Here is a 14,618-nt window from a genome sequence, read left to right as displayed (position 1 = left end):
TTACCTTTGTGTTTCATCTACCTATTGTTTTTAAATGAGTAAAATTGTTTTTATTACAGGCGCTACTTCCGGGTTTGGAAAAGCCTGCGCGCTGCAGTTTGCGGAAGCGGGCCATGATATTATTATCAACGGACGAAGAGAAGACCGGTTGCAGCAGTTGAAAAAGGATATTGAAGAACGCTTTTCCGTGCGGGTGCTCCCGCTTCCGTTTGACGTGAGCAGGCGGCAGGAGGTTTTTGAAGCTGTAGATACTATTCCGGGCAAGTGGAGGAATATTAATATTCTTATTAATAATGCAGGGCTCGCGCTTGGCCGTGATTTTTTTGATGAGGCAGACATAGATGAATGGGACACGATGCTGGATACCAATGTGAAAGGGTTATTGTACGTTTCAAAAGCTGTTTTGCCGTTTATGATAGCACAAAACAAAGGACATGTCATTAACCTCGGCTCAGTGGCAGCAAAGGAAGTATATGAAAGGGGCAATGTATACTGTGCCAGCAAATTTGCCGTAGAGGCAATAAGTAAAAGCATGCGTATAGATTTACTGAGGCATAACATTAAAGTAACCGCTATTCATCCGGGGGCCGCTGAAACGGAGTTTTCACTGGTACGGTTTAATGGTGATGCAGCTAAGGCCAACGCGGTATATAATGGCTTTAAACCATTGACCGCTAAAGATGTAGCGGATGTTATTTACTATTGTACTACTGTGCCGGAGCATGTTTGTATCAACGACCTGGTAATATGCCCTGTTCAGCAGGCAGACGCTATTTATTTCCACAAAAAATAATTTAGGCAGCATATTTGCGTTCATTAAAAGCCGGGAAAATTGAACAGTTTCCGTTCTTCAATTCCTTTGATTATCATAGGTTCGTGCAGCCGGAAATCAATCTGAAACCCTGTAAACTTTAAAAAATGAAAAAGCCACTCCTTTCCGCAATATGCGCTCTGCCCTTATTATTCAGCTTTTCATCCTTTGCCCAGTCAGACAATATTATCCGGGTTAGCCCCTGCGATAACCAATCTATTCAAAAGCAGGCCGACAGCGTTAAACATTTACTTGCCGATGGAGGTTTCTCCGTGTTGCGTGAAGCTTCTATTACGATGGAGAGTGAATACGAGATCCCGATTATAGTACCCATGAATGAAGGAACAAAGTACCAGTTTGTATTTATAGGAGATGTAAAGTCAAACCTGTACGAAGTAAGGATGTACGATTACAATGAAAAGCAGGTGGTATACCAGAAAAAAAAATGGGGTGAAGCAGATGGCAACATTATCAGTTATTCCTATGTGCCTAAAATGTCTGAATACCATATGATAAAACCGCTTCAGGTAAACACCAAACAAAAGAAAGACCTGTGCGGCTATGTTATGCTGTTCGGAGAAACGGAAACACAAGGCAAAAAAGCAAAATAACAATACTATATTCTCCTGTTGACAGCAGTATAAAAGACGCCGCAGAGAGGCGTTTGAAAAACGATTAGTTACGCATATGCGGTAATAAAAAATGCCACAGATCCGAAGATAACATCGGCGAATCTGCGGCAAAAAACGACTTTCCTGAATTGCTTCCTATCCTTTCTTATCCTTTTTCATTTTCGATTTCGGTAAAGCCTGTTGTGGCAATACATTCTTTTCACCCGAGATGGAATCGGCCAATTTTACTGCTTCATACACGTTTACAATTCCACCGGCACGGCTAAGCTCTGCCATGCTTACCGCTTCATCTGTTCCGGGCTTTTGTGCCTTTATTCCCGGTGAAGCAGCAGATTTTTCAATTACCTCCTTAATTTGCTGTACCGTAAGGTTGGGATAATACGACATCAATAAAGCTGCCACCCCTGCCACCACAGGGCTCGCCATACTGGTTCCCTGTAAGTTGCCATACTGGTTGCCTCCGGGCAAAGTGGAATATATTTTTACACCTGGTGCAAAAACATCCACTTCTTTTTTACCATAGTTCGAGAAAGAGCCGATAATGCCACCCGCTGCCGGATCGCCGCTTGCGCCTACGGTAATCCAGTTACCCGCTCTTCCAATGCTGTCATTTTTGAAGATGGGATTGGGAAAATTATCATGGATATCAATATCTTTTGCGTCATTACCGGCCGCGTGCACCAGCAATACCCCTTTGGATGCTGCATACTTCACCGCATCATCAACCCAATGTTTCTGGGGTGATACGCTTTTCCCAAAGCTCATATTAATAACTTTGGCGCCATTGTCCACAGCATACCGGATTGCATTCGCTATGTCTTTATCGTGCTCATCACCATCCGGCACCGCTCTCACTGTCATAATACGTACATTGTCGGCAATGCCGTTCATTCCAATATTATTATTACGTGCGGCAGCAATGATACCGGATACATGCGTGCCATGCATAGGCGTACCTGCCATCACGTCATTATTACCATAATAACGGTCATTAATATCGTCATAATTATCCTTAACTATTTCTCCGCGATAATCTTTCGGTTCTTTTACAACCGCATCTGCCTTTGATTTTTCTCCGTTATAAAATTCTCCCGTCATTTCAAGCAGTCGCTTATTCGTCATTTCACTTGCCTGGAAGCCGAGGAATAATGCCATTATCGTACTTTTCGCTTTACTTTCATCTGCAGAAGCCGGTTTAAACTTTTGCAAATCATCGCCACTATACTCGGTCATTTTTAAACTGCTTTGCAAAATACTATCGGCCCAGGGCATTTTTTCTACAATATTCTTTAAGAACATTACATTCAGTGAAGCTTCTTTAGCATCCCCTTCTATAAGGTCTCTTACTTTTTTATACATCCCTATCTCGTCGAGTTCCTCCGGAGTTGCCGTTGCCTCATCCGGCATGGTATCGCCAAATTTCTTTTTTAATTTGTAATACACCCTTGCAGCCTCGTATGAGTCTTTATTTACATTCCTCCCGTCTTTACCTCCCAGAAAGTTCCAGCCATATACATCGTCAATATATCCGTTATTGTCGTCGTCAATACCGTTACCCGGAATTTCACCGGGGTTATGCCATAAAACAGGTTTAAGATCTTCATGTGTGGTATCTATACCAGAATCAATTACAGCTACTATAACAGGAACGCTTTTTTTACCTTTTAAAAGCTCATTGTAGGCTTTTTCAACATCTATTCCGTAATAACCATCTTTTTGCGGGTCAAGCATATGCCATCCCCTGGGAATATCTTTTACTGCGGTTTGGGTAAACCCGGAAAGATACAGCACTGCTCCAATAATTGCGAGTAAGAAAGTTTTCTTCATGTATTATTATTTGATTGGCAAATTTGGCTAAAAATTATTAATTACCGCCACCGGTTAACACAATTTAAAAGAATAGAGATGCAAAAAAAAATGTCAGGGTTGTTTTTCCCTGACATTTTACATGAATCTTAACGATTTAATATCTTATTTGAACTGCCACTCCCCTAACTACAGCATTACTTCCTGTATCTTTTAGTGAAAGGTTTATTTGCGAATCATTAACACCCAGATCTTTTAAATACCGCATAATTGTATTTGTCTGCGCTGCGGCATTAATATCAGCCGATTTGTAGATATCAATTTTTGCACCGGCATTATTAAGAAGCTTATCGGCCAGTTGCAGCACCATGTTAAAATCACTGTTCGACAGCACATCATTATTCTCTTCAAATTTTACCACCGTTGAAAAATCCACCGCATCTGCCTGGTCATTGTTCAAAGCACTTGTATTATTAGTAGTGTTAATATCATTCTCCAGCGGGCAACCGCTTCCGGCAATGGTGCCTGCTTCAAAGGGGCAATAATCTTCTTCATCATTTATGCCGTCTGCGTCGCTGTCCGGAACAGGGCAGCCTTCAAATCTTGCCACACCGGCAATGGCAGGGCACTTATCTTCAAAATTAAACATACCATCAGCGTCTGTATCGGCAAACTGCATATTATCTGCATCAAACTCATCCTTCACTTCAATATTCCCTGCATCGCTTAATGAAGCAAATGAAGCCGTTACGGTTGCCACAGATAAAGTGAGGGTGCTTTCTTCAGCAGCCTGTTCCAGGCTTTCAGGAAGCATAGCCGCTTCTTCCATAAAAGCGTTGGGCATACTGATATGAATAAGCATATTACTATTATCCTCCGGCTGCGTTGCTGTAATGGCGGTTGCAGGATTGATCTTTGCTAAATCGTGATACGAAATATTTTTTGCGGGCGTTGCGTCTAAACCATACAGGTTTAACGGTTCGGTATTGTTTTCCGGGAGCGTATTACTATAACGATCAGTCAAAAACGAAGGATCAACAGGTTTATCCTCCCGGAAGCTATTGTGCTCCGCTATTAAGGAGTTACCCAGGTTAATAATATCACTATCTACCAGGGATTGGGCACTGTAGTCGTAGAGTATCAGCGCAGACAGCAGTACAGCATCTATCTTTCTCATAAAATAACATTTTTAGTTTATAAAGGGCGGATAGGATTTCAGGTATATAACGAAAAAACACTTAGCTGAATTGTAAAACTACTTAGTTGTTCATCGGGGATATTGTGCGGCTCATCGAAAGTGGCTGTAACACGAATCGTTTTCAGATGGCAGGCTAATGCATTTATTATTGTAACACGAAGCCTGGTGGAAGATCACAGGAGGGATGGAATAATACAAAACTATAACAAGTATCTGGTAAATGCAATCATCGGAAACAGATATTGACCCATGTTAATCCGGCATACACCATAACTCTTAAACGAGCAGGCATCTTCTCCTGTTTGAAAAGATGCCTGCCCATCATTTATCCGTTACCGTTAGTATTTGACTTTAAATTCAACGCGCCTGTTCTTAGACCTGCCTTCTTCGGTGCTGTTGCTGGCTATAGGATGTTCCGACCCAAAACCTGATGCGGTTAAACGTTCAGCAGCGATACCTTTTTTAACTAAGTACGTTTTAATGGCAAGCGCCCTGCGTCCGGAAAGCACCTGGTTCAGCCGAACAGATCCGGTATTGTCTGTATGTCCTTCAATATCTAATTTCAATTCGGTATCGGTTAGCAGAATTCCCGCCAGCTTATCTAAGGCGCTGTATGAAGAGGCTTTGATATTGTCACTGTTTACATCAAACAAAATACTACGGGCAGCTTTATTGATATCATCGAGCATATCTTTTCCAATACCCGGGCAGCCGTTGTTCTCTTTTGTTCCTGCTTTCAGCGGGCACCTGTCATTGTCATCATCAATACCATCCCCATCTGTATCAGGCGCCGGGCAACCATTATATTTGGCCGTACCGGCAATACCCGGACAGTTATCCTTGTCATCTGTTACCCCGTCTCCATCACTGTCGGGTGCAGGGCAGCCATTGTATCTGGCAATACCGGCCACATCAGGGCATTTATCCTCATTATCTGCTATGCCATCTTTATCCCTGTCCGGAGCCGGGCAGCCTACCAAACTGCTGATACCAGTCACATCAGGACATTTATCTTCATTGTCTGGTATACCATCACCATCTGTATCAGGACAGCCATTTGTTGCTGCTGTGCCCATTTCCGTTGGGCATTTGTCCATTTTATCCGGCACGCCGTCTCCATCGCTATCTTTCTGATTGGCTTTGATCTTGGTTGTTTTGGAGGCGGTAAGCCATATTACAACCGTGCCGCCCCATAGCTGGTGCTTAAATGAACCCTCATAGCCCGCGGTATAAAAATCAGACATGCTTCTGCTATAATTGGCTGAAAGCATAAGCCGGTCGTTAAAATCAAGCCCTGCCAGCGCATTGATTCCCCAATGCAGCTTTTGGTATGTATTAACCGCATCGCCGGTAGCCATTTTATCATTAAAGGTTTCACGTTCACCGGAAGCATTCACGATTTCATACGCGGTTTTGCTGTTTAGCTGTAATGAAACATAGGGACCGCCACCCAGTATGAACCTCACTTTTGTTGTAAGTGGTATCCGGTATACAAGGTTTACCGGCAGTTCGAGGTAGTTGATCTTCCAGGAAGCATTGATAGCAGAAGTGTCATTAATAAATGATTTTGTGGAATCGTAGGATTTTGAAAACTTCCTTCCTTTATTCGTATAGAGTAAGGCAGGCTGAACAGCCCAGTTTGTATTTTTACTTAAATTGATCTCTGAAAATATCCCAGCATGAAAACCTCCAAGCGGAGTAAAATTTCCCTTGTACTGCTGATCCCAGCCCTGAAGGTTATTTTTTTCAATAACCGTTGTATGATGCGGGCCTCCACCTATACCCCACTTCATTTGGGCGTATATTACATTAAAAAACACAAGGTTGAAGACTAACAGTAAATATGCTTTTTTCATACTAACAGGTTATTTCCAAAGGATGAATTGAATGTATGAAGATTATAACGTGTAATATGCTATAATATTATTGGGATTCAGTTGGTTCCATTTTTGGTAAAATAACGCGGCTGATTAACAGGGCACCTTATGGATTTGTTGTTAAAACGATGGTAATAGCCACGAATGCACGAATGTGCCTTTGACAAAAAATATTCGTGCATTCGTGGCAGTTAACAGACAAGCCCTGTCTATTTATGTATTTGGAATATGCGCTGCGTTACAGGTTGCCGATATCAATACAAAAGAAAGCGGTTTTTTCAAAAAAAAGATATGCACGTTTCACGGGAAACATGTGGATAAGTGGCTCATTTAGAATATCTTTAACAAAAAGATTTAAATATTAAATACGATTCCCTGCGCCAGGGGAAGTTGGGTTGACCAGTTGATGGTATTGGTTTGCCTGCGCATATAACTTTTCCATGCATCGCTGCCGCTTTCCCTGCCTCCGCCTGTTTCCTTCTCACCCCCGAAAGCGCCGCCAATTTCAGCGCCGCTTGTTCCTATATTTACATTGGCAATGCCGCAATCGCTGCCTGCGCCGGATAAAAACAATTCGGCCTCCCTTAAATTAAGCGTCATCACAGCGGATGACAATCCCTGGGGAACACTGTTTTGTATAGCGATGGCTTCTTCCATCGTTTTATATTTCATAATATAAAGGATGGGGGCAAAGGTTTCGTGGTGAACAATAGCGTAATGCGGCAAAACTTCGGCTATGCAGGGTTGTACATAGCAGCCGCTTTTATATGCACTGCCTTCCAGTACTGCGCCTTCTACTATAAAATTACCTCCCTGCTGTTTACAGGTTGCTATAGCTTCCAGGTAGTTATTTACTGCATCCGTATCAATGAGCGGACCAACATGGTTTTCCCCGTTCAACGGGTCACCTATTTTTAGCTGGCGGTAGGCGCTTACCAGCTTGTTCTTAAAGGTTTCATAAACAGCTTCATGAATAATAAGCCGCCGGGTGCTGGTACAACGCTGCCCCGCGGTGCCAACAGCTCCAAACACACTCCCTAATACGGCAATATCCATGTCTGCATCTTTCGATATAATAACAGCATTATTGCCACCCAGCTCCAGGATGCTTTTCCCCAGCCGGGATGCTACTGCAGTTGCCACTGATTTGCCCATACGGGTAGAGCCCGTTGCGGAAATAAGCGGGATCCTGGTATCGGCCGCCATTTTTTCTCCTATATATTTATCTCCAATTAATAAGCAGCTAACTCCTTCAGGAACATTGTTTTGGGCAAATACATCTGCAATTAAATTCTGACAGGCGATTGCACATAAAGGCGTTTTTTCAGAAGGCTTCCAAATGCAGGTATTGCCACATACCCAAGACAACATAGCGTTCCAGCTCCATACGGCAACCGGGAAGTTGAATGCCGATATGATACCCGTAATACCTATGGGATGCCATTGTTCATACATCCGGTGACCGGGCCGTTCGCTCTGTATGGTTAAACCATATAACTGGCGGGAAAGCCCCACGGCAAAATCGCAGATGTCTATCATTTCCTGCACTTCGCCCATCCCTTCCTGCAAACTTTTGCCCATTTCATAAGAAACCAGCTTACCAAGCGGCGCTTTATACTCCCGGAGCTTATTGCCTATTTGTCTTACTACCTCTCCCCTTTTGGGAGCAGGCCAGCTTCTCCATTCCAAAAAGGCCTCCCCGGCTTTTCTTACTACGGTTTCGAAACCGTCATCATCCGCCATATACACGCTGGCAATCAATGCTCCGTCAACCGGGGAGTACGAAGGCTGTATTGCGCCTGAAGAACCGATATAATATTGCCCCGTACACACGCCCTGGTTTACCGACCTGATCCTTAGCTTTTCAATAAAATTACTCATGGCATTTTATTTTACTGCAATATACAGCCTGAATACACAGTTTGCTTTGATATATGCTATTAAATCGGGTATAGCTATGGATTTAACACTGTATAGCTATGCGGTTTCAAAATAATTAACCTTCTTTGCATACCGTTATGTTTTTTATCAAGTATCCCCAATGAGAAGCCTGTAAAATGCAGTTTTTTTTATTTACTGCACTTCCCCACTCCCGTATCATCTGAAAAGCCATACGATTTTAATCGGGTTCCAACTTGTGTGAAACCGTGTATTGTTAACTTGATTAAATCAAACAAAATGGCAAAATTACTTTATACCCGGTTTTACTGTTTATGTATTATAATGACAGTAACAACATTATCTGCTAACGCCGGCAATGGAACAGTGCAGCCCAAACAATTCAATCTCAACGCTTTTATAAGAGCGTCAGTTCAGGTCTTTAATGGAAATGCCGTAAAGGCAGAAACGTTCCCGGAGCAATTAAAAAGCAAAACGGCAAACACCGTTTGTGTTTGTGAAATTATGCAACTGCGCAATAATAATGTACAAATTTCCAATGTAGCAGTTTTTGCGGAAAAAACGAATAAAGGCAATATGGGAGACGGGTATAAAATGGCTGAACGGATGATAAGCAGGGAAAGAAAGCAAATGAAGCAGGTTTATTTTGATGCGGTGAAAACAAATGCCAGGATGGCGGTAGCCACCAATTGCCTGACCCTGTATATGAAGCTTAAAGAAACCACGCCCGAATTGAAGCTGTATGACATTTTGGACGCAAACTCAAAATAATATTAATTATACATGTTTGTCATAATCAATAATATACAAAGTTTATATAAATATTTACTTATGATGTATGAGGATCAATATTGTTCATTTTCACTCGGGAAATCACCTGTTCTCACATCATTAATATATTGCTGAACGGCATGCGTTATTGTTTCATTAAGATTAAGATACTGCCGTAAAAAACGAGGCTTAAACTCAGTTGTAATACCCAACATATCATGCATTACCAATACTTGCCCATCGCAATAATTACCTGCCCCGATACCAATGGTAGGAATATGAAGGCTTTCGCTTACCTGCCTGGCCAGCAAAGCCGGAATTTTTTCCAGTACTATGGAAAAGCACCCGGTTTCTTCCAGAAGCCTGGCGTCTCTCTGGAGCTTTTCGGCTTCCGCTTCCTCTTTAGCCCTTACGGTATAAGTGCCGAACTTGTAAATAGACTGAGGCGTTAATCCCAAATGACCCATAACCGGAACGCCGGCAGATATGATCCTTTTAACGGATTCTATCACTTCTTCCCCGCCTTCGAGCTTAATGGCGTGGGCGCCGGTTTCCTTCATAATACGGATGGTGGAGTTCAGGGCTTCCTTTGAATTGCCCTGGTAAGCGCCAAAAGGAAGGTCTACTACAACCAGGCAACGTTTGGCGCCTCTTACAACAGAAGAAGCATGATAGATCATCTGGTCCAGGGTTACCGGCAGCGTTGTTTCGTGCCCTGCCATTACATTGCTGGCGGAATCGCCCACCAGCAAAATATCTATGCCTGCCGCATCAAATGTTTTGGCAAATGAATAGTCGTAAGCCGTAAGCATGGCTATTTTTTCGCCATTACTTTTCATTTTCTGCAAAGTGTGGGTAGTAATTCTTTTAATTTCCTTGTTGATACTCATAAATGTATAGCCTGTTAAAACGTTATCACCTCCTTATATAAATGTTGAATCAATCCGTCTGCCAATCCAATCCGGGGCACATAGATCTCTTTTGCCTCTGTCCATCGCATAATATTTATATATATCAATAAAGCAGGAACAATTACGTCTGCCCGGTCTTCTCTTAATTTATACACACGCATACGGTCTTCCAGCGTAAAACCACTCAATTCCTTATAATAATCCTTCAGTAATTCAAAGGGTAAGGGCCTGCCCTCCTTTTTTTTGGATAAGGAAAATACCTTATTGATATTTCCACCTGAGCCAATAGCAATAACAGAGCGGTAGTTCCTGATTTTGGCCTTTACAAAATCTTTCATATTGTTCCAATGGGAATCCGTGACCATATTTTTTAATAAGCGAATAGTGCCAATGTTAAATGATTCCTTGAATACCAGCTTTTCATTGCTGAAAAAAGTAAGCTCTGTGCTTCCCCCGCCTACATCAATATAAAGATAAGCATCATCTTTCGACATTTTTTCGGCGATGTGGTTCTCATAAATATAGCTGGCTTCAGCCTCTCCGCTGATCACTTCAATAGTAATGTCTGTTTCCGCCTTTATTTTCCTGATGATATCCGGTGCATTGCGGGCATCGCGCATGGCCGATGTGGCGCAGGCCTTAACGTAAGTAATACCGTAAGCATTCATAAGATGCTTATAGGCTTTCATGGTTTGTATAACCATGTCCGTTTTTTCTTCGGATATTTCATTGTTTTCAAAAACATCAAAACCCAGCCTTAGCGGAACTCTTACAAGGTTAAGCTTATTAAAAACCGGTTCGCCCCCAGCGCTTATTTTTACTTCGCTGATCAGCAACCGGGCAGCATTACTTCCGATATCAATAGCCGCTAATCTCAATATGATATAATGGTATTAATTGATTTAAACCTCAATATTATTAAATAATTACCGGTGCGTAACATAAAAAATCCACACTTGTCAACAACCAGGGTTTGTGAATGCGTTTCTGCAACACATGAAACGTCTTCGCTGCCACCGGGCAACTTCAATTTTATACGGGCTACAGGGAGCGGGACGCCTCAGGATTGCTGATAGGCCTTTTGAAAAAGATAATGATAGGTTTCTTTCTGGGATCTTATTTTTTTTCCTTTGGTTCTCACATAAGCGTTGCTTAATTCATTATCTAACCAGCGGGCTTTTACGTTATCCTGCAACTGTATGAGCAATATATCTTTCAGTTCACTGCAAATAGCAGGATCTGTAATATACACGGCAGCTTCCACCCTGTGATCCAGGTTTCTTACCATCAGGTCGGCTGACGAGATCATCACTTTTTGCTTCCCGCCGTTATGGAAAATCATTACCCTTGCATGTTCCAGGTACTCATCCACAATGCTTATGGCCTGCACGGGAGTTTTGAATTTTTTATTTTCGGTAAGCATGCAGCAAATGCCTCTTACGATCATGCGCACTTCCACGCCGGCAAATGCCGCTTCATATAATTTATTGATCAGCGCTTCATCCGAAAGAGAATTCATTTTTAACAATATGCCGGCGGGTATGCCACTCTTTGCGTTTTTAATTTCATGATTAATAAGTGTGACGAGTTGTTTTCGCATGGTTAACGGACTTACCAGTAATGTTTTACAGGCCTTAAGAAAATGCGCTCCCGTTTTAGGCTGCAGCAGGTAGCTGAAAATACGGTTGATATCAGCCATAATATTACGGTTGGCAGTGAGCAGGCAATGATCGCCGTAGAGGGTAGCCGTTTTTTCATTGAAGTTGCCGGTACTAACGAAACCATATTGGATGATCTTATTTTCCTGTTTTCTTTTGATCACGCATATTTTGGCATGCACTTTCATATTGGGTACGCCCAACAGCACCAGCACACCTTCATCTTCCAGGCGTTCCTTCCATTCTAAATTGGCTTCCTCGTCAAAGCGGGCACGCAGCTCAAGCATTACGGTTACTTTTTTACCGTTCCTCCGGGCATTGATCAGCGCGTTTATAATTTTAGAGGCGGGGGCCAGCCGGTATGCGGTAATTTTTATTTCAAGCACATGAGGGTCCATCGCCGCTTCTCTTAACAGGTCAATTACCGCATTAAATGAATGGTAAGGAAAGTGCAGCATTACATCCTGCTTCAGCACAACGTCTGTAACCCGGTTTACATTTCTAAACACAGGGTGGATGATTGCTTTTTTATGCAGGCTTTTTTGCTCAAAAACAGATTCGGGGAAATCTATGAAATGCCTGAAATTATGTATTCTTCCGCCGGGGATGATCGCATCCTTGGCTTTAAGGTTTAACCTGCGTATAAGATACTCAAGCAATCCCGCGTCAATATCCTTATCGTATAAAAAACGAACAGGCTTGCCTTTTTTTCGTGTTTTTAAGCCCTTTCTTATTTTTTGGGTATAGGAAATGCTCATATCGGTATCCAGGTCAAATTCTGCATCGCGGGTTAGTTTTGTAACATGAGCCGAATACTGATCATAGCCCAGGAACGAAAAAATGTGGGGAATACAAAACCGGATCACATCCTCAAGCAGTATAAGGTAATGGGTTCCCGGTTTAGACGGGAGGAGCACAAACCGGGGGATCACCTTTGTTGGCACTTCAATTAAAGCATACTTTTTTTTGTATGCGGAATCTTTCTTTGATAATACTACGGCGAGAAAGATGCCTTTTTCACGCAGCGAAGGAAAGCTTTTGATATTTTGAATCATCAGCGGAATGATGGAAGACGCCACTTCTTCATCGTAAAAAGTACGAACGAATTTTTGTTGTTCCCTGTTCAGTTGCTTTTCAGTAACCAGGAAAATATGCTGCTTTTTCAGTTCATTGAAAATGGTTTTCCATACCCTGTCAAATTCGCTTCTTTGTTCCAGTACAATAAGATGTATCTGGTTTAATATCTTCCTGGGATCCTGTTCAAGATGCATGCCGGCCTTTTTCCCCAGCTCCTGCATTCTTTTTAATGCCGCTACCCTTATCCTGAAAAACTCATCCAGGTTATTTGAAAATATACCCAAAAACTTTATGCGCTCTTTGATGGGAACGGTGGGATCGGCGGCTTCCTGTAATACCCTTGCATTAAATGCCAGCCAGCTAATATCACGCACAATTGTTTTGCCTTTCGCTTTTATCATATACCCTAACTTATTTGGTAAAAATAAGTAAACGGAATATGAGGCAAATATTAAGTTTTGGTAAAAGTTTCTTTACAGTTCCTGGATCTTTTGTATAAGTGCAGTGGTGGAATATCCTTTTACAAGGGGCACTATTTTTACTTCTCCCCCGTTTTTTATTACATCTTCCGCTCCCACTACCTGGTCAATAGCATAATCGCCTCCTTTAACAAGCGTGTCGGGGGCTATTATCCGGATAAGTTCGAGCGGAGTAGGCTCATCAAACAATACCACAGCATCTACAATGGTTAATGCAGCAAGCATTTTTGCCCTGAACAGTTCCTTATTTACCGGCCTGTTTTCTCCTTTTAGCTTTTTTACGGAATTGTCGGTATTAACGCCCACAACCAGTATGTCACCCAAAGCTGCGGATTGAGACAATATTTCAAGATGCCCTTCGTGCAAAATGTCGAAACAGCCATTGGTAAAAACAATGCTTTTGTCTAAAAGCCGCCAGCGCCTTACCTGGTGCCGCATGCCATCAAATGTTAGCATCTTATTACTGATCAGCCCTGGGTATTTCATATTTGCTCCGGTTTATTATGGGTAATAAAAGTAAACAAAGTATCCCTACAAAAATAATGATTCCCGTTTGGGCGATCCACAATATCCAGCCAAACCCAAGTGCCGGTCCTTCGGCTACCGCATATAGCGGCAAGAGTTTCTGGATAGTGTACTGGTAAGCGCCTATGCCACCCTGTGTAGCAAGCATGGCAATGCTCCCGAAGCTTAATATAGCCAAACACGCTTTAAATCCCAGGTGACTTACCGCCTCCATTGTATACAATCCTATGCGGATGCTCAGCAGGTACATCGTCCATATAAAAAAGGTATGGAATAAAAAAAGCCATTTGTTTTCCATATGCTTAATGCTGGTAATACCTGCCCATATGCCTTTCAGTAACTTTTTTATGGTTTGGATGAATCTTGAGGTAGCAAAGATCTTTGCCAGCCAGAACAAAATAGCAATAACGGCAGCTATAATGCCTATAATAATGGCCATTTTATATATTTTAAACCGGCCATGCGCATCGTACAATATATTATGGAACTGAACAGACGCGTATTGGTGAATAATATCAAACTGGATAAACAGCGTAATGGCAATAATAATGAGCAGGCACAGAAAATCACATACCCTTTCCGTTACCATGGTGCCAATGAGCTTATCGGCGGGAATTTTTTCGTATTTGGCCAAAATGGTACACTTCATTACTTCCCCCAGACGGGGAACCAGGAGATTAAAAAAATAACCCAGTATGGTAGCAAAAAAGGTGTTGGTAACAGACGGGCGGTAGCCGAGCGGCCGGATCAGTATCCTCCACCGTAACGCCCTGCTGTAATGGCTGATCATTAATAATATCATTGCCGGTATCACTAACCAGTAATTGGCATTATGCAATGCGCCGGTTAAATGCTGCCTGTTTTCAGGCGAAAGATTATGCGCGCTTAACCACAGCAGAAAAATGCCCAGGCCTAAAAAGAAAGCATACTGAAGGGCATTTGCTGTTTTTTTTCTCATATTATGAGTAAATGAC

Annotated in this window: 12 protein-coding genes; 3 read left to right on the top strand and 9 right to left on the bottom strand. The window is 42.3% G+C overall.

The window, feature by feature from the left end:
* Positions 1–34 precede the first annotated feature (34 nt).
* The gene (locus PLE34_RS06625; RefSeq protein ID WP_324555161.1) at positions 35–793 is read left to right on the top strand and encodes an SDR family NAD(P)-dependent oxidoreductase; all 759 of its coding nucleotides are present in this window, start codon (positions 35–37) and stop codon (positions 791–793) included.
* A 125-nt stretch (positions 794–918) separates the two neighbouring features.
* Positions 919–1,422 carry a hypothetical protein gene (locus tag PLE34_RS06620; RefSeq protein WP_324555159.1) on the top strand — a complete coding sequence of 168 codons (504 nt, stop codon included), beginning with the start codon at positions 919–921 and terminating at the stop codon, positions 1,420–1,422.
* A gap of 156 nt (positions 1,423–1,578) precedes the next feature.
* On the opposite strand, the gene PLE34_RS06615 is transcribed toward PLE34_RS06620, so the two are convergent.
* The 4 genes from PLE34_RS06615 to amaB form a co-directional block, all read right to left on the bottom strand.
* Entirely contained in the window at positions 1,579–3,270 is a 1,692-nt protein-coding gene (locus PLE34_RS06615) for a S8 family peptidase (protein ID WP_324555157.1), read from the bottom strand.
* A gap of 136 nt (positions 3,271–3,406) precedes the next feature.
* Positions 3,407–4,426 carry a hypothetical protein gene (locus PLE34_RS06610; protein WP_324555155.1) on the bottom strand — a complete coding sequence of 340 codons (1,020 nt, stop codon included), beginning with the start codon at positions 4,424–4,426 and terminating at the stop codon, positions 3,407–3,409.
* Positions 4,427–4,785: 359 nt separating this feature from the next.
* Positions 4,786–6,303 carry an OmpA family protein gene (locus tag PLE34_RS06605; RefSeq protein WP_324555154.1) on the bottom strand — a complete coding sequence of 506 codons (1,518 nt, stop codon included), beginning with the start codon at positions 6,301–6,303 and terminating at the stop codon, positions 4,786–4,788.
* A 375-nt stretch (positions 6,304–6,678) separates the two neighbouring features.
* Positions 6,679–8,205 (bottom strand): L-piperidine-6-carboxylate dehydrogenase, encoded by a 1,527-nt coding sequence (amaB, locus tag PLE34_RS06600; protein WP_324555153.1) that lies wholly within the window; start codon positions 8,203–8,205, stop codon positions 6,679–6,681.
* A gap of 297 nt (positions 8,206–8,502) precedes the next feature.
* Between amaB and PLE34_RS06595 the strand changes: the two genes are divergently transcribed.
* Entirely contained in the window at positions 8,503–8,994 is a 492-nt protein-coding gene (locus tag PLE34_RS06595; protein WP_324555152.1) for a hypothetical protein, read from the top strand.
* 74 nt (positions 8,995–9,068) lie between these two features.
* On the opposite strand, the gene panB is transcribed toward PLE34_RS06595, so the two are convergent.
* From panB to PLE34_RS06570, 5 genes are all read right to left on the bottom strand, one after another.
* Positions 9,069–9,884 (bottom strand): 3-methyl-2-oxobutanoate hydroxymethyltransferase, encoded by an 816-nt coding sequence (panB, locus tag PLE34_RS06590; RefSeq protein ID WP_324555150.1) that lies wholly within the window; start codon positions 9,882–9,884, stop codon positions 9,069–9,071.
* Positions 9,885–9,898: 14 nt separating this feature from the next.
* Positions 9,899–10,783 carry a Ppx/GppA phosphatase family protein gene (locus tag PLE34_RS06585; protein WP_324555148.1) on the bottom strand — a complete coding sequence of 295 codons (885 nt, stop codon included), beginning with the start codon at positions 10,781–10,783 and terminating at the stop codon, positions 9,899–9,901.
* Positions 10,784–10,965: 182 nt separating this feature from the next.
* Entirely contained in the window at positions 10,966–13,041 is a 2,076-nt protein-coding gene (gene ppk1, locus PLE34_RS06580) for a polyphosphate kinase 1 (protein WP_324555146.1), read from the bottom strand.
* Positions 13,042–13,113: 72 nt separating this feature from the next.
* Positions 13,114–13,605, bottom strand: coding sequence for a D-glycero-beta-D-manno-heptose 1-phosphate adenylyltransferase (gene rfaE2, locus PLE34_RS06575; RefSeq protein WP_324555144.1), 492 nt, complete (start codon positions 13,603–13,605; stop codon positions 13,114–13,116).
* Positions 13,580–14,602 (bottom strand): lysylphosphatidylglycerol synthase transmembrane domain-containing protein, encoded by a 1,023-nt coding sequence (locus PLE34_RS06570; protein ID WP_324555142.1) that lies wholly within the window; start codon positions 14,600–14,602, stop codon positions 13,580–13,582. Before PLE34_RS06570 ends, rfaE2 begins: the two co-directional genes overlap by 26 nt.
* Between the last annotated feature and the right edge of the window lie 16 nt (positions 14,603–14,618).

The sequence above is a fragment of the Agriterribacter sp. genome (genome assembly GCF_035445465.1).
In the GTDB taxonomy this organism is placed as follows: Bacteria; Bacteroidota; Bacteroidia; order Chitinophagales; family Chitinophagaceae; genus Agriterribacter.
The sequence above is the reverse complement of the archived record's forward strand: the minus strand, read 5'-3'. Positions and strand labels throughout refer to the sequence as shown.